A 19,119-nucleotide genomic window follows, 5' to 3' on the forward strand; every position below is an offset into this window, starting at 1 on the left:
ACCTTTGATGATCTTAAGCTTCTAAGACTTTTTTATGCCTGATTTTGTTCTGCAATTGAATAATGCCATACAGCAATGCCTCTGCAGTTGGAGGACAACCTGGCACGTATACATCTACTGGAACAATACGATCACACCCTCGAACTACTGAGTAAGAGTAATGATAGTATCCTCCACCATTCGCACAAGAACCCATAGAAATAACCCATCGAGGGTCGGGCATTTGATCATACACTTTACGTAAAGCAGGAGCCATTTTATTGCATAAGGTACCGGCAACTATCATTACATCGGATTGACGTGGACTGGGACGGAAAATAATACCGAATCGATCCAAGTCATAACGTGCCGCACCAACATGCATCATTTCTACTGCACAACATGCTAATCCAAAAGTCATAGGCCACATAGAACCACTACGTGCCCATCCGAGAAGTTTCTCGACTGAAGTCGTTACAAAGCCACTTTTTTGCAATTCTGCAACCGCCATAGCTAGCCTCTAAGCAGATAAATATTAATAAAAAATCACCTCTGACTGCTTCTTCTCGATTGAAGTTGCGTTCAGAAGTGAATTTGGAACCTGTTTACAACGCTACTGACTTGAGCATCTCGTATCGATTTTTAAATATGCTTATGTTTACTTAAAAATCTGGCGATAGGCTCAATCTAGCGCAGTGTCAACAAGCCCTACTTCGCACTCTCATTATCTATTCCCACTCGAGTGCGCCTCGTTTCCATTCATAAATAAAACCAATAACCAATAATCCTAAAAATAACATCATCCCAGCAAAACCAAACCAGCCAATTTTGCGCAAAACTAAGGCCCATGGAAAGAAAAAAGCTGTTTCCAAATCAAAAATAATAAATAATATGGCTACAAGATAAAAACGAACATCAAATGGAATGTGTGAATTTTCAAAAGCTCCAAATCCACATTCATAGGGAGAATTCTTGGCACTATCAGGCTTATGCTTTGAAAATAAGGCGCCTGCCCCAATCATTGCGATACCTAATGCCAATCCGACAATTATGAAAATAAGAACAGGTAAATATTGAGATAGCATTTTTTCACCTTGCACGGATTAAAATGGTGCCGAAGGCCGGACTCGAACCGGCACGGCTTTCGCCACCGCCCCCTCAAGACGGCGTGTCTACCAATTCCACCACTTCGGCATATTCTTTTTTCGGACTGTTTACAGTTTCACTTCTTGACCTATCTGCTTTAATTTCTGCACTTCAGTTTTCAAAAATCAAGCCATTTTGGCCAAGCCAGCATAACGTGAACAAGCTCCATTAATACTATTTTTAACCCTTGGGGTACGCCCTTCAGCGCAACCCAAGGAATCTTATTTATTCTTTTTACTGTTATCTACTGGCACTGGAATTGAATTCGCAGGTGCACTAGTTTGCTGAGGAATTACTTGTTGCTCTGCTTTTTGATATTGCACAGACACCAAGTAAGACAACAATAAACTGGTGACAAAAAAGGTCAATGCTAAGCCACCTGTTAGTTTAAATAAAAATCCACCTGTTCCTTGGCTTCCAAATAATGTATTAGAAGCCCCAGATCCAAAAGCCGCACCGATATCAGCGCCTTTGCCATGTTGGATAAGAACTAAGCCTATTAAAACCACAGCAACGATTACATGAATCATTAATATCAATTGATACATTTCACAATTTCCACAAACTGTTTCGCGTTCAACGATGCACCGCCTACCAAACCACCATCAACATCTGGCATGGTAAATAATGCCTTGGCATTATTTTCATTTACACTACCTCCATAGAGAAGTGATAAATGTTCGGCATCGCTATGATTAACCTCTGCAACCAGTTTTCTAATAAACTGATGTACTTCCTGCGCTTGTTCCGGTAACGCAGTTTTTCCTGTACCTATCGCCCAAACGGGTTCATAAGCTACAACACAATCACGAAAACAATTTTTATCTTGTTCGCTTATTGCAAGCAATTGCTTGGCAATCACTTGCTCTGTTTGTCCTGCTTCACGTTCTTTTAGCGTTTCACCGACGCAAAGAACCGGTATCATACCATGTTCTTTTACATGGTGGAATTTTTGCGCTACAAAATTTTCATTTTCGTGAAAACAGTGCCTTCTCTCAGAATGTCCAACCAATACATAGCGACAGTTGAAATCCTTTAGCATTGGTGCTGATATCTCCCCAGTATACGCTCCAAAATCTTTTGGATAGATATTCTGGGCACCTATTTCAATTTTACAATCAGCAAGTATATCTCGAACCTTCGGGATATAAACAGCGGGTGGCATTACAATAACTTGGACATCATTAATAGAATTAAGTAATTCTCTAAGCTCTTTACTTAGTTGAATTACCTGCTGCAGCTGACCATTCATCTTCCAGTTGCCAGCAACTATCTTATGCCTCATCTATGCCCCCTCGCTTTCAATTGCGGACTATACCCAAAGTCATTGCTGATGTGTAGCCCTAAAGCGATTTTTTTATTTAAAGGTTTAGTAGATAAAAAGTCTATCCGACTGCTTTTATTACTGAAAACCCAAATTTCTCTCAATTTGACTTATATCCTCACAAAGCTTTTGCGCATGTTGTCTCACTCTAGATTCATCCATGCCTTCTACCATAACACGTAATAAGGGCTCGGTACCTGAGGGCCTGAGTAACACTCTTCCTTCACCATTTAAGCTTGACTCCAAAGCCCTGACTACTTCGATCACTTGCGTATGTTCCGCAAGTAAGGTGGCGTAATTGGTTTTTAAATTAACTAAGCTTTGCGGTAATAAATTAATCCCTTCAATGAGCTGCTCCAGGGATTTACCTTGTTTTACCATAATTGAAAGTACTTGTAAGGCAGCCACGATCCCATCACCTGTCGTGGTTTTATCCAAACAAACGATATGACCCGAGGTTTCACCACCAATTTTCCAATCCTTTTCTCGTAAAGCCTCTAAAACATATCGGTCGCCGACCCGTGTCCTTATGAAAGGAATGCCTAAACTTTTAATCGCGATTTCCAGGCCATAGTTACTCATTTGAGTACCAACTACACCGCCATTTAAAACACCACGCTGATGTCTATCTTTAGCAATAATATAAAGGATCTGATCTCCGTCAATCAAACGACCATTAGCGTCGATTAACACCACACGATCCCCATCGCCATCTAATCCAATGCCAATATCTGCCCCCGTGCTCACAACTTTTTGCCTTAAAAGATCAGGACAGGTTGAGCCGCAATCTTCATTGATATTAAAACCATCAGGACGATTGCCTATGGAAATAACTTGCGCACCCAGCTCAGAAAAAACATTAGGTGCAATGTGATAAGTCGCCCCATTGGCACAATCAACTACAATTTTTAAACCAGATAGTCTTGTTAATGATGGAATAGTGGATTTACAAAACTCGATATAACGTCCGCTTGCGTCGTTTATTCGCGTTGCCTTACCTAAATTTTGTGAAGGCACTGTTTGCATTTTCTTGTCCAGTTCTGCTTCAATTGCCAACTCGACACTATCGGGTAACTTCCCGCCCTCTGAGGAAAAAAACTTAATTCCATTATCTTCAAAAAGGTTATGAGATGCACTGATCACAATCCCTGCATTGGCTCTAAGTGTTTGGGTCAGATAAGCGATAGCAGGCGTTGGCATCGGTCCCAATAAAGCGACGTCGACGCCAGCAGCTGAAAGTCCTGCTTCTAAAGCGGACTCTAACATGTAACCTGATACCCTTGTATCTTTTCCAATAACTACTTTTTTGCGATGACCATTAGCCAGCACACGGCCAACCGCCCAGCCTAATTTCAACACAAATTCAGGGTTAATATTGGATAACCCCACATGCCCACGTATCCCATCAGTACCAAAATATTTACGTTGACTCATCCTTAACCACCTTCTTATTAAGAATTTATAGCTCGCGTGAGCTGCTAAACGTCCGCCTTACCAATCATGGTGATCATATGCAACGCTTGATTTGTTTCATCTACATCATGCGTTCTTATGATACTCGCACCTTTCAATGCTGCATAAACTGCGACCGCTATACTTCCTATCAACCGCTCACCCACCTCTTTAGCAAGTACTGCTCCAATTGTGCTTTTACGTGAAACCCCTAAAAGCAGCGGCATTGCAAATGTTGCAAAGCTATCAAGATTTTTGACTAAGAGCAAATTATCTTGTACTTGTTTTCCAAATCCAAAGCCTGGATCTAGGATTATATTTGTTTTTTTAATCCCCACACGCTCACACTCAGCAATACGTTCTGAAAAAAACTGAGTCACTTCAGTAAGCACGCCATGTGGATAATAGGGCTGGTGTTGCATATTGTGAGGCTCTCCTTGCATGTGCATCAAGCAAACAGGAACGGCAAGTTTCGCAGCCATTTCAAGCGCTCCTTGGCTACGTAAAGCATAAACATCATTGATGACGTTAGCACCTGCGGCCACCGCAGCCTCCATTACTTCGGGTTTATTTGTATCGATTGAGATGCAAACATCTGAATTAGCGCGGATTTGTTCGATAACAGGAATAACACGATTTAATTCTGCATCTATTGGAACAGACTGTGCTCCAGGTCGAGTAGATTGTCCCCCAATATCAATTAAATCAGCGCCTTGGCTAATTAAGTGAAATGCATGTTCACACGCCCTGCCTATAGATAAAAATTTGCCTCCATCAGAAAAAGAATCTGGAGTGACATTTAATATACCCATAATGAGTGGTTTTTCTGGGGAATTTTTTAAGAAAGGTTGGCGTTCAAGCCAACCTGAAAATTGCTTTATGTTCACCTGCTTCTCTCACTAATGGTATCAGTGCTCTTCAGCAGGATTTACAATCACTTCATGCTCTGATGGTTTTTCTGGCGAGTTATTTACCACTTCGGCACCATCTAAAGGTTTTGATGAGCCCCAATCTTCCGGAGGAGAAGGCTCTTTACCGGACATAATCTCTTGTATTTGCTTGAAGTCTATAGTTTCGTATTTAATTAGGCTTTGAGCCATTAAGTGCAATTTATCCATATTGGAAACCAAAATTTCCTTGGCACGCTTGTAATTTCTATCGATAATTGCACGTACTTCATCATCAATTTGTTGCGCCGTTCTATCTGACATTTCCTTATGTTTATTCATTGAACGACCTAAAAATACTTCCTCTTCTTCTTCGCCAAAAGTAAGCGGCCCCAAAGTTGATAAGCCCCAAGTCGTGACCATTTTACGCGCGATTTCAGTGGAACGCATAATGTCATTCGACGCACCGGTGGTCACGCTATCCGCACCAAAAATAAGTTCTTCTGCAATTCGGCCACCAAATAAACTCGATAATTGGCTTTCCAGACGTCGTTTACTGTGGCTGTATCTATCTTGTTCTGGTAAGAACATCGTCACACCAAGAGCACGACCTCGTGGAATTATAGAGACTTTATAAACAGGATCATGCTCTGGGACACTTAAACCTACAATCGCATGACCTGCTTCATGGTAAGCAGTCAGTTTTTTCTCATTATCATCCATCACCATAGAGCGCCGTTCAGCCCCCATCATGATTTTATCTTTTGCTTTATCCAGCTCTATCATGCTGACTTTACGTTTATTAGCACGCGCGGCAAATAAAGCAGCTTCGTTCACAAGATTTGCTAAATCTGCTCCTGAGAATCCTGGAGTACCTCGAGCAATTGCCATAATGTCCACATTGCCATCGACTGGAACCTTTTGCAAATGCACTCTTAATATTTGTTCCCGACCTCGAATATCCGGTAAAGGAACTACAACCTGGCGATCAAATCGGCCTGGACGTAATAATGCAGGGTCCAAAACATCCGGACGGTTTGTTGCTGCAACAACAATGACCCCTTCACTGCCTTCAAAACCATCCATTTCAACCAGCAATTGGTTTAGCGTTTGTTCACGTTCATCATGACCTCCGCCAAGACCTGCACCACGGTGGCGACCTACGGCATCAATCTCATCTATGAAAATAATGCAGGGAGCATGTTTTTTAGCTTGTTCAAACATATCACGAACACGAGATGCACCCACACCAACAAACATTTCAACAAAATCAGAACCTGAAATGGTGAAGAAGGGTACCTTAGCTTCACCTGCAACAGCTCGAGCTAAAAGAGTTTTACCGGTTCCTGGAGAGCCAACTAATAATACACCGCGGGGAATACGTCCACCCAGATTTTGGAATTTGGTAGGGTCGCGTAAAAAATCAACTAATTCTTTAACTTCCTCTTTCGCTTCGTCGACCCCAGCAACATCCGCAAAAGTTACTTTAACTTGATCTTCACCTAGCAAGCGTGCTCGTGAACGGCCAAAAGACATTGCCCCTCGACCACCCCCGCCTTGCATCTGGCGCATGAAAAAAACCCATACCCCAATTAAAAGCAACATGGGGAACCAGTTGATAAATAAATGGAGAAGGAAGCTTTCTTGTTGCTTTTCTTGGCCACTTACATCGACTTTGCTTTTCAATAATTCACCAAGCAAAGCGTTATCTTGCATCGGCATGTAGGTAACAAAACGTTTGTTATTTTTCGTCATCCCTTTGATGATTTTATCATCCTCAATGGTGACTGAATTAACCATACCTTGATCGACTTCTTTCAAAAACTGGCTGTAAGAGAGTTTCTCAGCGACCGAGTTTCGAGGGCCGAAATTACTGAAAACTGAAACAAGCACAATTGCTATAATCAGCCATAAAAATAAATTCTTAACCATGTCGTTCAAAGTATTAACCTCGTTAGTGACGTACAGCTTTATTTTATGATCGAATTCCTTTAGATCATAAAGTTACTATAAATTGTATCCCTTTGCCAGCAAATAGGTTTCTTTTGAGCGAGCTCGCGAAGCTGAAGGCTTCCGAATCACGACTTTCTCAAAAGAAGCTCTCGCCTGTTTTACTAAATCATCAAAGCCAACCCCGTGAAAGATTTTAATCAGCATTGACCCACCAGGTTTTAACATTTTTTCCGCAAAATCAAAAGCCAGTTCCACCAAATACATGGCTCGGGGAATATCAATCGCAGCGGAGCCACTCATATTTGGGGCCATATCTGATAATAACAAGTCAACACTGCGCTCTGGAATTAGATCCATCAGTTTTTGCAACACTTCATCCTCGCGAAAATCACCGAGAATAACATCGACATCAGGTAAGGCATCCATAGGCAATATGTCCAAAGCGACGATGCGGCCGCGCCCTTGTAAGCGTTCAGATACATACTGAGTCCACCCTCCAGGGGCCGCCCCTAGATCAACTACAGTCATCCCGGGTTTAAGCAATGACTCTTTCTCGTCAACCTCTTTTAATTTGTATACGGCACGGCTACGATAGCCCTCTGCTTGTGCTTTTTTTACATAAACATCATCAAAGTGCTCTTGCAACCACCGTTTACTGCTTTTAGTACGCTTCATAAATTTATTTATGAGTATCAATTAGACCTATGATACTGAATTTCACTACCTTTTCCCAGCAAAACGTGCAATAATTTGCCATTTTATCAATCAACCTCCAAAATAATTGCATTATTGGAGGGTATTAAGGAAACGTTACAGTGGATACCGCACTCAAAAAAGCGCTTAAAGCACAAGCACATCACTTAAAACCTGTCGTACTTCTTGGAGCCAAAGGATTAACTGAAGCAGTTATCGCAGAAACTGATGTTGCATTACTTTCGCACGAATTAATAAAGGTAAAAATTAACGGCGCTGAAAAAGAAGACCGACTGATTATGGCAGGTGAGCTATGCGAGCAACTGCATGCAGAACTCGTACAAATGATAGGTAATACCGTGATTATGTACCGTAAAAATGAAGAGAAACATAAGTGACAGAACTACGAGTATTGTATACACTAGATTTATTGTTTAGCAAAACACATATTCCCTTCAAAATCCAATCCCTAAATTAATCGTCAAAGGTGCGGGCAGACAAGGGTTATTAAATTATCGTATGGCCTATGATATTAAAATACATTCCAAATGCTCTGACTTTATTACGTCTCCTATTAATTGGGCCTTTCACATTTTATTTATACCATCATGAGTACACTATTGCTTTTTATTTATTTATATTCGCTGGATTAAGTGATGGTTTGGATGGTTTTTTAGCCCGAAGTTTTAACTGGCAAAGTTTTTTTGGTTCGTTCATTGATCCGCTCGCTGATAAATTATTAATTGCCACCAGCTTCATCTCTTTAGCCTTAATTGGCGTTTTGCCTTGGTGGCTGGTCATTTTAGTTTTTCTCAGAGATTTGACAATTTCCTTAGGGGTCCTGGCTTGGTATCGATTTATACGCCGTAAACTGGACTTTCAACCCACATTACTCAGTAAGATTAATACGGCATTACAATTAACGCTTGTTACCTCGTGTTTATTTGAATTAGCTTATTTTGAATTTCCTCCCTACCTCCTTAATGTCTTGATCCTATTAACGACGTTTACTACAGCAATTACTTATATTGATTATATCTGGACATGGGGCAGAAAAGCTTGGCCCAAAAAAGAACCATCATAATGAATAAGCAATTAGCACTGGCTATAAAATTAAATGATGAATCAACCCTAGCTGATTTCAACTGGGGTTCGAATAAACTCCTGCAACAACAATTGCATAACATGCTCACGCAAAGAGAAGATCGGTTGCTTTATCTGTGGGGCAATACAGGTAGTGGAAAAACTCACTTATTGCAAGCCTGTTGTCAAGCCGTTAATTCCACTCAAACCGCCATCTATCTCCCTTTAACTCTTCTTAAAGAATGGGGACCGCAAACCATAGAAGGTGTGGAAGAACAAGAATTAATCTGTATTGATGATATAGACATGATTGCCAAAGATTCTGAATGGGAAGAGGCCTTATTCCATTTATACAATAAAATCAAAGACATGGAAAAAAGTACTTTAATCATTTCGGGAAATCAATCACCAACCACAATCCCCATCCAGTTAGCTGACTTACGCTCTAGATTAAGTTGGGGTTTGGTCATCCAGTTAATGGAATTAAATGATGAAGATAAAATTAATACCTTAAAACTGCATGCTTTAAAACGAGGATTTGATTTACCCAATAGTGTAGGGCAATTCCTCCTCAATCGATGTTCGCGAAATATGCATGATTTGCACAATTTGCTTAACCGTTTGGATGATGCCTCACTTGCCGCGCAACGAAAAATAACCATTCCTTTCGTAAAAGATATCTTAAATATATAACTTCAAAAAGCAGACCAAATTCTAAAGAATGGATTACTTGTATCCAATGCCAACCAGCTCTAGATGCAAAAACATAGGGTCTTATCTAAATTTTCCTGCTCACTGGAAATAGGCGGTAATAAATCCGGAGGTTTAAGGAAGGAATAATAATTACTGCTTGCTTTTATTTTAATGATGACTGCCCGTTCCGCTGTAGGTTCATCCTCGCTAACGCAAACACGGTCCCCTAACTGAGCCAGTCTATTCGCTAATCTGGATGCATTAATTATTTTACTCTCTAAATTAGCAAGCTTTTTTGTTTCCTTTATTATCAAATCCTTATCACATAATTTATGTACATTTTCTTCATTCAGGCCAAACCAGCTGCTTATTAACTTATTTAGTCCAGGGCGCTCAACATACCAATAAAGACTTAATGCGGCTATTCCAACTAGAGTACTAAAAATAAATACCGGCCAAAAAGTCGAAATTATTGAAGAGACAAAGAGACTGGATATAAAAAGTGCTACTGATTGGCCTGCAAAAAAACCGCCGCCCAAGAAAAGGACTGCAGAAGCTCCTGAAATTAGCGTTTTGGCCATTTGCATGTCGTCACTATGAAGCGCCTGCTCAAATTGCTTACTGGCCTCTGTCAGCGATTGAAAACGTGTTTGCAACATGGAAATTATTTTTTTTAATTGTTGTAAATCACTTGGAGACATCTCTGAATCTGAAAAATCGTATCTCTCGACTTTTTTTCTTATGGATTTAATCATCTGTAATTGCCACAAGTAGGCATCTAATAATTTATAAGCCTCGCTAAGCTTGACTCCCAAAGCATTTGATACTTTGACTAAATCAAACCCGCAAAAAACGATTACAGAAAGAAATGAAAATAAAAATCCAGCAGCAAGAATCACTGACGGGGACAACTCGAAAATGCTCAATATGGTGACGATACCATCAAATCCCTGACAAGCAGCGACCAAAATGCCTGCCGCGGTAAGTAAGGCAAACTTGATTTTGTCTGTCACCGACTCGTCTTTATCTTCTTTGGGCAATTTGATGTCATCCCCTTTCATAGCTGCAAATAAATCGCGCAACAGCTCATTTCGTAGGGATACCATAATAAATTCGATTTTTTGTTGTTCTGCTTTTGACTTATTGAAATGATTCAACTGTCCTTTATTTAACCAATTTATCAACGTGATCAGATCAATAGACGACGTAATAGAAGGAAGTTCATCGACTTCAGCACCTGATGCTAACCAATACTTCCTTATCAATTTTTGAGATCGTAGGCTAATTAAGATGTTCATTTCTTTCTCATTATCGCAGTTGGGTGAAGACAAACTTAGCGCTTTAAAAAATCTTGTCTACGTCCCGTGCCTTGTTCCCGGGAGCCAGTGATGTTGGGTTATTCTTGGATTATGAGGGCTCGCCACAGAACGCAGAAGTGGAATATGCTCAGCGATCCTTCAGTTTAATGGCTGTAAACGATTGCCCCAGGGTCTAATATGGAATCTGGACGTCACAACGCTTCACCTCGATTACAATTTTTCAACTTTATTACCTAGTACTGCACAATAGTACAATAGAATCCATCCATATGAACACAGTTTATCCAATTTATCTTAAAAACTCCTTGATAAATATGAAGTTATCAGCAATAAGGCTGCAAAATTTACAACTTTTTTGATTAACTTATGGCCGTGAAGTATAATTAATGTACGAACATTGACGAAGGAAGCGAACATGAAAAAACTTGTTATCGCAGCACTAGTGTTTGTACCTACACTCCTATTAAGCGGTTGTTATGTCTCCTCTTATCCCGGGGGCTACTATTATTCCGGCTATTATCCAAGTTACTACTCAAGTTACTACTATCCAAGTGGTGGTTACTACTACTCTGGCTGGGGTCATCGTGGAAACTGGGGTTATTGGGGTGGGCGTGGCTGGTCTGGTCGCGGTTGGCACGGTGGTGGCTGGCATGGCGGCTGGCATGGTTGGCGCGGCGGTCACGGCGGCCGCGGCCACTGGAGATAAGATTAAATTCAGTTAACCTCAATTCGCGAGTGAATTGAGGTTAAAATGATTCTTCCAAATTAGAACCATGATTTAATCATGGTTCTATCCTGTTATTTTTTATCCATGAAATGACTCGGCTCATGGTTGTACTATAAAGCACTTAGACACAGAGAATTCTGCTTCTTGTGCTTCTTGGTGCAAGTCTGTCTTTTTCACCGCAATATAGCGACTTAATCGCGGCGATAATAACCACATCAGCAACGCAATAATTAAGGTGACAAGGCCAATACAGGCAAATACATAGGTATAAATCATCAATGAGTCCACCCCGGGTTTAATGTGTTCGGGAAGTGCTGTATATGAGGCGACGGTAGCGCCAATAAATCCTGCTATCGCGGAAGTTAAAAACCACATCCCCATCACAAAACCGACGATTTGCGTGGGTACTAATTCTGCAACCATCGCGACACCCAGTGCAGATACCAACAATTCACCAAGACTTTGAAACAAATAACTTATGATTAGCCACCAAGAAGAAACCATGCCCTGGTCTGTATAAAAATAGCGTGCAAAAAAGAGCATTAAAAAGCTTATCCCACACATGGTCATCCCTAACGAAAATTTATAAGGAATAGAAAACTGGATGCCTTTCTTATTGAGAAGATCATAAAAATAGGCCAAAACAGGACTCATTAATACAATCCAGATGGGATTTAATGCCTGAAAACTTTGTGCATCAATAGTGATGCCAAAGAAAACTGGGATTACATTATGTACTGCAAATAAATTTAAGGAAGTGGGCATCTGTTGATATAAAGTAAAGAAAATGATTGCTTCCAGCATCAAGGCCAAAGCAACCAGCATGCGTCTGCGGACAATTTTACTTTCTTTACGGGTCATAAAAAGATAATAAGCAATGACCGCAAGGGTAATAAACCAAAATAAATTTTTAGCAAGCATTACATGTTGTAATAAATAAGCAGAACACTCGGTAAGAATGAATATCCCAATTAAGATCATCAGCCATTGAGAAAAGGATATTTTCCGTTTGTCAGCATCTGTATTGATGTGCTCAATAAATTTACGTTGCAGCCAATAATTGGCCAACCCAATTAACAAACCGATTGCACTCATCAAATAAGCATATGAATAACCATAGCGACTCGCTATGGCTGGGCCTGCAAATAGCGCAATCATACTGCCTAAGTTGATTGCCATATAATACAAGGTAAAGCCGCCATGCAAGCGGGGATCATTTTCTTCATAACACTTTGCCAGCAAATTCGAAGGATTTGCTTTAAATAAACCATTGCCAACACAAATTAGGCCTAAAGCTAGGAAAACATGGGCTTTATCAGTAACCGCTAAAGAAAAATAACCTGCTGCCAAAACAATAAGACCGAGAACGATGGTACGCTTGGTACCTAATAGCCTATCACCCAAATAGCCGCCGACAACCACCATACCGTAAACTAAAGCGGAATAAGCACCGAACGTATAATAAGAAATCGTATCGCTGTAACCCAAATAACGAATAAAAAATAAAGTCAAAATCCCTTGTACAGTATAAAACCCAAACCGCTCCCATAACTCCAACATAAAAATCATGTGGAATGCACGAGGTTGCTCGCGAAGTATATTCACCATGAGGTTTCTTCCTTTGAGGGGTATTTTTTTAACTTAAAGGAGTTTTTCATTTTTTGCAATGAGCTTTAGTCTAAAAAATTGATAAACAAAAATAGGCCGATATAATCGGTTATCGGTTGAAAAAGTTAAGACAATCCATTCATATAGGGTTGATACCCACTGATGTGTGAAGGGGCAGCAGCGTTCTTTCCGGTTTGAAATAGTGGTGTTGTGCTCGCTGATGAATAATCGATATCTTGGGACGGCGCTTTTTTTAAAATATCATTCGCATTTGCTTTGCTGCCCCAAAAACTCTCTAACATCAAATCCGTTGATAGTTCATGCTCAAGGTCATACGTATCGGCATGCTCACTTTTTGCTGCATTGGCGTTGAATTTACTACGAATCCGTCCACTTATAAATTGCGACAAGGGTATTGCCAAACGAACTGCAACAAAGGCAAGTGACATAGCGGATACTGCAGTTAGTATTCCTAAACCTGCTAGTGGAAAAAATAAAGAGACAATCAAACCACTCAACGCCAGTGCAGATAAACTAAAAGCAACGCCTTTAGTCATTACTTGCATCAAGTTCACATTCTCTAGTTTTTTATTTAAATCCAATTCTTTTAACTTAAGTTCAAGTAAGTGTCTCTTTTGTGCTGCAAAAGCTTCTTGAAGCAATGCAATTTGGGTGCATAGGGAAATCAGCTCAAATTCAGTAGGCATTTTATTTAAAGCAATTGTCAATCCCACTGCCTTCCTCTGAATCGCATCCATTTCAAGTTCCGCATCGGAAAGCAACTTCCTAATACCCCTTCTTTCTTTACTTATTTGATAATATTCATGAAGCGCCTTAGCCAATAAAAATAAACTCAAAGCCAAGGAGATTGCAACTGTGGTAAAGGCAATTGCCACGGCTATGGCAGGGACAGCCATCGACGTGATGGTCAGGGCAAACAATACCCCAGAAATAAACCACTTCGCATTATTCTCGCGGGTTACCGGAATTTTTGTATTGAGCAGATAACAGGCTAAATAAATAAAAGGAATAAGTAGAAAATCTAATACAGCCAAAATAATTGAGCCGGCACTCAAGCCGATGGTCAGTGACTTGGTAGGTGGAATATTCTGAAAGGTTCTAGCAGAAGAACCAATCTGCATCATTGCTTTGCTTGAATCACCCGTAGTTTTGATAATCTGTGAGATCCATACTACTTTTTTTGAGACTTTGTCAGAGTCGAACTTAGAAATTGATAGTTCTGCATCATAATCGATTGAGCGCTGAATATCCTGAAGAATTACAGCTGCTTCATGTATCGTATTCGCAATCTCAGACTCTATCATGCTTAGTAATAGCTCATTTTGATGAAAAGATATAATATCCGATTTCGCTGCACTTGTGTAAATTTTTTTCACACTAAAAATGAGAACTTGCTAATCCGGCGTAAGTTCAACTATATTTCACATAGATACTAAATAAATGCGATAAAAATAATCATTATGTCTAAAAAAGCCCTTTATTTGGCAGGTGGCGGCGCTCGAGGCGCCTATCAAGCAGGTGTTTTGAAAGCTATTGGTCATATTTTACAAGTAAAAACATTACCTTTTGAAATGGTCAGTGGGGTTAGTGTCGGGAGTATGAATGCGGCTGTACTTGCAGAAAACGCCGATGACTTCCCAACAGCACTTGATAAACTGGAGACCATTTGGAGTGAAATTCATTGCCAACAAGTATACCGAGCCAGTAATTTAGCATTAAGCAAATCTGTTATGCGTAATATGAGCACCATGATGATTAAACAACGACAGGCGGCTCATCTATTGGACACGACACCACTGAAAGAAATGATTGCCGATGGACTTGATTTCAACAAGATCGCGCAAAATATACAAAATGGACACCTCGATACCTTAGAAATCATCAGTAACTGTTATGAAACACGTCAAACCGTTTCTTTTTATGAACACAACCGTCCTGAGTTCGTAGACTGGAATTACCCAAGACATGGCAGCAAACGCGTTAGTGTTCAGGCAGAACACATTTTAGCATCCAGTGCCTTGCCTTTATTTTTTCCCACAGTTTTGCTTGATGGCTTTCATTATGGAGATGGGAGTGTGGGCTTGGCTGCTCCACTTCGTGGCGCCATTCGTTTCGAAGTAGATAAGATCCTAATTTTAGGAACTCGGGCACTGCCTACTTTTGTTGAACAAGAAAATTTACGCAATCATGACGACATTCCCTTTTCTCATATTTTTGGAAACATGTTAAATGCGCTTTTTTTGGACAATCTTGACCGCGACATTGAAATGGTCAATCGCATGAACGAAATTGCCATGCTGCTGTCGATATGGAAAAAGCGCCGCTCCCCATGGCGTCCCATTACCACATTGCATTTACGTCCCAGTAAAGACCTAGCTCCTTTAGCACAAGCACACTTTAAAGCCTTACCGACATTGCTTCGATATCTTCTCAATTTCTTAGGAGAAAAAAAACATTCCGGCGATCTGTTAAGTTTTGTACTGTTTGAACGAGACTACACACGGGAATTGCTTGAGCTAGGCTTCCAAGATACGATTAATAATGCCAAGGAAGTTATCGCCTTTTTTGAGTAACTCTCTCTAAAAATTTTTTATTCTTTTGAATCATCCAAGTAAAGTAGGCCGCGGGTTACGGCTTCACCTAACCCAGGCCACACATGTATCACAGCTGCGTAGATGTACGTAAAAACATCAGTACCTCTTGGGTTTCTGGCATAACCTTATGCCAAATAAAAAAAGCCTCTGCAGCCTGTTCAACCAACATTCCTAAACCATCTGCCGCATCACAATTAAGTGCTCTAGCGTATTCAACAAAAGCAGTTGTACCGTGTTGTTTGTAGGACAAATCATAACAAAATGGCTTGGCTGACATGCACTGATCAGGTAAAGCGATAAACTCCCCGGCCAAACTCGCGGAAGTTGCGTTAATCACCAAATCAAAGTGGCCTTTAATCTCATTAAAACCCACACATTTTGTTTGTGGAAAAGCTCGTTGAAATTCTTCCGCCTTAGCTAAGCTACGATTGGCTACAATCAGTTCCTTAGGACTATTTTCCAATAAGGGATGCACTATCCCACGTGCCGCCCCTCCAGCACCTAATATCAAGATACGCTTGCCTTCCACAGAAATATAATGATTCAGATCACGAATAAGCCCAATACCATCGCTATTGTCCGCATGCAATTGGTTGGCTTCCATCCATAAGGTATTCGCTGCTCCAGCTTGTTTACAACGCAGACTACGCTGCAGTGCCATTTCAAAAGCTCGTTGTTTAAAAGGTAAAGTAACATTGAGTCCCTTACCCTCCTGAGCAAAAAAATCAGCCACTAAGCGTTCAAAGGATGGGTCATCAGCCTTAATCTTTTCATAAGTCAATTGTATGTTCACTTGTTTAGCAAAACATTGATGAATAACCGGAGATAAACTATGTGCAATAGGATTACCAATAACTGCAAAACGTTGAGACACCTTATCCTCCTATTATGGTTAAATGGAGATACCGAGCTATGGTAGCCGGGTTCGAAGCCGTATTGATTTTGAGATAGAAAATGAAGCCCATAGCCTGGTTTGCGGCTTCGCATCACGCAGGCTATGGCACCAATCGGTTCACTAGCTTACCAGCAAACTTTTAGAAACGACCTCGGCTAAATCACGTGATAGCTCCAGCTTTGCCAACTGTTGCAGTTGCTCTCGCATCAGCTCTTGTCTGGATTGGTCATAACGTTTCCAGCGCGTAAATGGATTGGCTAAACGGGCGGCAATTTGTGGGTTAATTTTATCCAGCGTCACTAACATTTCAGTTAGAAAACGATAGCCACTTCCATCTAACGCATGAAAGTTTCGGGGATTTCCCATACAAAATGCGCCAATCAATGCGCGGACTTTATTGGGATTCTTAATACAAAAAGCGGAATGTTTGAGTAACACCTTGACATGGGTTAATGTTTCGGGGAGCTCACTCATCGCTTGAATGGCAAACCATTTATCTAATACCAGGTCATTTTTAGACCATTGCTTATAAAAATCTTCAATGACTTGTTCACGCAACCCTTGATTCGTGGAGTTAACCAATAAAGAAAAACTGGCGATTTGATCCGTCATCGTTTGTGCGGCGATAAACTGCTGCTCACACCGTTCTAAAGTAGCCGCTTCTTTAGCTTTCATCATGAGCCATAAGCATACATTACGCAATTTTCTGCGCCCATAAGCAAGGCCATTCATGCGATGGTCTTCAATTTGCCATAACTGTTGGTAGAGTGATTGGGCTGTTTCGTATAAATACCATCCTAATTGCTGATGGAAAAAATCACGAACATGCTCCACGGCACTCACATCCACACGATCTAATTGCGTAGCAACATCCTCAAACCCCGGGGGAGTGAGTAATTCTGCCCGTAAATCAGCATCCAGTGAATCATCCAGTAATACATGCTGCAAGGCTGAAATTAAAGCAGAAGGAACTTTCCATGTGTTAGCGGGTTGATTCAAGCAGTCTTTAATGCAATTTAGAATCAGATTTTGCGCCGCATCCCACTTGGCAAAGCCATCCGTTTCATAACGTAATAAAAAGAGTAACTCGTCCTGACTCAAATCCTGTTTCAATTTAATCGGTGCGGAAAATTCACGTAATAATGAAATGACGGGTTTTTCACTCAAGTCCGTAAAAGTAAAACTTTGTTCTTTTTCCTTTAATTCCAAAATATCTTTATCGACTGGTATCTGATGACCATGAGCATCAAATAGTGCAAAGCGAATGGGGATATGGAATGGTTTTTTATCATGGCATTCAGGGGTTGGCGGGCAATTTTGTTGCATCTTGATGGTAAGCTTTCCTTGTGCATATTCACTGCTCACCAGTACTTCTGGGGTTCCTGCTTGACTATACCATCGTTTAAATTGAGTTAAATCAATATGATTGGCATCTTCCATCGCCGCAACAAAATCATCAATAGTGACTGCCTGACCATCGTGACGTTTAAAATATAAATCCATACCCCGTCGAAAACCGTCTTTTCCAAGTAATGTATGCTGCATACGAATGACTTCGGCACCTTTATTATAAACGGTTGCGGTATAAAAATTATTGATTTCTTGATAAGACTCTGGTCGAACAGGATGTGCCATAGCACTCGCATCTTCAGGAAATTGCGCACTTCGTAACGCCCTAACATCCATAATTCGGTTAACATCTCGGGAATTCATATCTCGAGAAAATTCCTGATCACGAAAAACTGTTAAGCCTTCTTTCAAACTTAACTGAAACCAATCGCGGCAGGTGACCCGATTGCCGGTCCAATTATGAAAATATTCATGGGCAACAACCCCCTCAACATCAGCAAAATCTTGATCCGTTGCGGTATCGGGCCGGGCGAGAATGTATTTGGAATTAAAAATATTTAATCCTTTGTTCTCCATAGCCCCCATATTAAAATCGCTGACTGCGACAATCATAAAAATATCGAGGTCATATTCACGCCCATAGACTTCTTCATCCCAACGCATGGATTTTTTCAATGATTCCATCGCGTGCAGGCACTTATCTTCATTTCCTGGCTCAACATAAATACGCAAATCAATGGTACGCCCGGAGCTGGTTACAAATGTATCGCGGATGCAAGCTAAATCACCAGCAACTAAAGCAAACAAATAGGATGGTTTTTTAAAGGGATCTTGCCAAATCACCCAATGACGCCCATCCGCAGTCGTCCCAGTGTCGATCAAATTTCCATTAGACAATAAAACAGGATACTGTTTTTTATCAGCTGAAATCCGAGTTGTATAAGTCGTAAGTACATCCGGACGGTCAAGAAAATAAGTGATGCGGCGAAAGCCCTCCGCCTCACATTGGGTACAAAACAAATGATTGGAACGATAAAGTCCGGATAATTGGGTGTTATTTTGTGGGTAGATACGCGTAACTATCTTTAAGGCAAACTCATCTGGACAATTTTCAATAATGAGTGCATCAGGTTGCAGGACATAGGCGGATGGCTCCAGTTTTTGACCATTCATATGCACACTAACCAATTCCAGCTCATCACCATATAAGTGCAAAGGCCCTTCATGTTGTCGAATTAATTTAAGTTCATTACTGACTAAGGCATGATCATCATAGAGGTCAAAATTTAAATTGACAGTCTCAATTGCAAAAAAAGGGGGCTGGTAGTTTTTTAAATAAACGGTCGTGTCAGGCATGATTAGTACATCCTTTGCAAAAAGCGATTAAGTTTATTG

18 protein-coding genes and 1 tRNA gene are annotated in these 19,119 nt (G+C 40.6%); 5 read left to right on the plus strand and 14 right to left on the minus strand.

Features of this window, described 5'->3' with window-relative positions; all coding sequences use genetic code 11:
* Window positions 1-13: 13 nt before the first annotated feature.
* The 9 genes from EL022_RS01625 to rlmE all read right to left on the minus strand — a co-directional run bounded on the left by EL022_RS01625 (window position 14) and on the right by rlmE (window position 7,416).
* Entirely contained in the window at window positions 14-490 is a 477-nt protein-coding gene (locus EL022_RS01625) for a NuoB/complex I 20 kDa subunit family protein (protein WP_028381738.1), read from the minus strand.
* A gap of 217 nt (window positions 491-707) precedes the next feature.
* Entirely contained in the window at window positions 708-1,064 is a 357-nt protein-coding gene (locus EL022_RS01630; RefSeq protein ID WP_028381737.1) for an NADH-quinone oxidoreductase subunit A, read from the minus strand.
* A 24-nt stretch (window positions 1,065-1,088) separates the two neighbouring features.
* Window positions 1,089-1,173: transfer RNA gene (locus tag EL022_RS01635), tRNA-Leu, on the minus strand.
* Between the two features lie 173 nt (window positions 1,174-1,346).
* Window positions 1,347-1,673: a preprotein translocase subunit SecG gene (gene secG / locus EL022_RS01640; RefSeq protein ID WP_028381736.1), complete on the minus strand. Its 327-nt coding sequence runs from the start codon at window positions 1,671-1,673 to the stop codon at window positions 1,347-1,349.
* On the minus strand, window positions 1,661-2,410 hold the full coding sequence (tpiA, locus tag EL022_RS01645; RefSeq protein ID WP_028381735.1) for a triose-phosphate isomerase: 750 nt from the start codon (window positions 2,408-2,410) through the stop codon (window positions 1,661-1,663). The genes secG and tpiA overlap by 13 nt, the downstream gene beginning before the upstream one ends.
* Before the next feature lie 117 nt (window positions 2,411-2,527).
* Window positions 2,528-3,883 carry a phosphoglucosamine mutase gene (glmM, locus tag EL022_RS01650; RefSeq protein ID WP_028381734.1) on the minus strand — a complete coding sequence of 452 codons (1,356 nt, stop codon included), beginning with the start codon at window positions 3,881-3,883 and terminating at the stop codon, window positions 2,528-2,530.
* Window positions 3,884-3,927: 44 nt separating this feature from the next.
* A complete protein-coding gene (folP, locus tag EL022_RS01655) occupies window positions 3,928-4,788 on the minus strand; it encodes a dihydropteroate synthase (RefSeq protein WP_028381733.1) in 861 nt (286 codons plus the stop codon).
* A gap of 21 nt (window positions 4,789-4,809) precedes the next feature.
* Window positions 4,810-6,720: an ATP-dependent zinc metalloprotease FtsH gene (ftsH, locus tag EL022_RS01660; protein ID WP_035901096.1), complete on the minus strand. Its 1,911-nt coding sequence runs from the start codon at window positions 6,718-6,720 to the stop codon at window positions 4,810-4,812.
* Window positions 6,721-6,795: 75 nt separating this feature from the next.
* Window positions 6,796-7,416: a 23S rRNA (uridine(2552)-2'-O)-methyltransferase RlmE gene (gene rlmE / locus EL022_RS01665; RefSeq protein WP_028381731.1), complete on the minus strand. Its 621-nt coding sequence runs from the start codon at window positions 7,414-7,416 to the stop codon at window positions 6,796-6,798.
* A 140-nt stretch (window positions 7,417-7,556) separates the two neighbouring features.
* Here rlmE and yhbY point away from each other — a divergent pair, with 140 nt between their 5' ends.
* The 3 genes from yhbY (at window position 7,557) to hda (ending at window position 9,210) form a co-directional block, all read left to right on the plus strand.
* A complete protein-coding gene (gene yhbY / locus EL022_RS01670) occupies window positions 7,557-7,832 on the plus strand; it encodes a ribosome assembly RNA-binding protein YhbY (RefSeq protein WP_028381730.1) in 276 nt (91 codons plus the stop codon).
* Window positions 7,833-7,960: 128 nt separating this feature from the next.
* A complete protein-coding gene (locus EL022_RS01675) occupies window positions 7,961-8,518 on the plus strand; it encodes a CDP-alcohol phosphatidyltransferase family protein (protein ID WP_028381729.1) in 558 nt (185 codons plus the stop codon).
* Entirely contained in the window at window positions 8,518-9,210 is a 693-nt protein-coding gene (hda, locus tag EL022_RS01680; RefSeq protein WP_028381728.1) for a DnaA regulatory inactivator Hda, read from the plus strand. Before EL022_RS01675 ends, hda begins: the two co-directional genes overlap by 1 nt.
* A gap of 59 nt (window positions 9,211-9,269) precedes the next feature.
* Here the strand turns inward: hda and EL022_RS01685 are convergent, their stop codons facing one another.
* A complete protein-coding gene (locus EL022_RS01685) occupies window positions 9,270-10,508 on the minus strand; it encodes a hypothetical protein (RefSeq protein ID WP_028381727.1) in 1,239 nt (412 codons plus the stop codon).
* A gap of 497 nt (window positions 10,509-11,005) precedes the next feature.
* On the opposite strand from EL022_RS01685, the gene EL022_RS01690 reads away from it, so the two are divergent.
* Window positions 11,006-11,251 (plus strand): hypothetical protein, encoded by a 246-nt coding sequence (locus EL022_RS01690; protein WP_028381726.1) that lies wholly within the window; start codon window positions 11,006-11,008, stop codon window positions 11,249-11,251.
* Window positions 11,252-11,355: 104 nt separating this feature from the next.
* Here the strand turns inward: EL022_RS01690 and EL022_RS01695 are convergent, their stop codons facing one another.
* A complete protein-coding gene (locus EL022_RS01695; protein WP_028381725.1) occupies window positions 11,356-12,864 on the minus strand; it encodes an oligopeptide:H+ symporter in 1,509 nt (502 codons plus the stop codon).
* Window positions 12,865-12,989: 125 nt separating this feature from the next.
* Window positions 12,990-14,189 carry a hypothetical protein gene (locus tag EL022_RS01700; protein ID WP_035901094.1) on the minus strand — a complete coding sequence of 400 codons (1,200 nt, stop codon included), beginning with the start codon at window positions 14,187-14,189 and terminating at the stop codon, window positions 12,990-12,992.
* Between the two features lie 156 nt (window positions 14,190-14,345).
* Between EL022_RS01700 and EL022_RS01705 the strand changes: the two genes are divergently transcribed.
* Entirely contained in the window at window positions 14,346-15,458 is a 1,113-nt protein-coding gene (locus tag EL022_RS01705) for a patatin-like phospholipase family protein (protein ID WP_035901092.1), read from the plus strand.
* Window positions 15,459-15,546: 88 nt separating this feature from the next.
* On the opposite strand, the gene aroE is transcribed toward EL022_RS01705, so the two are convergent.
* Together aroE and pepN are read right to left on the minus strand one after the other, a co-directional pair.
* Window positions 15,547-16,353, minus strand: a complete 807-nt coding sequence (aroE, locus tag EL022_RS01710) for a shikimate dehydrogenase (protein ID WP_028381722.1) — start codon at window positions 16,351-16,353, stop codon at window positions 15,547-15,549.
* A gap of 141 nt (window positions 16,354-16,494) precedes the next feature.
* Window positions 16,495-19,080, minus strand: coding sequence for an aminopeptidase N (gene pepN / locus EL022_RS01715; RefSeq protein ID WP_028381721.1), 2,586 nt, complete (start codon window positions 19,078-19,080; stop codon window positions 16,495-16,497).
* Window positions 19,081-19,119: the final 39 nt, after the last annotated feature.

Source organism: Legionella cherrii (assembly GCF_900635815.1).
GTDB classification, from domain to species: domain Bacteria; phylum Pseudomonadota; class Gammaproteobacteria; order Legionellales; family Legionellaceae; genus Legionella; species Legionella cherrii.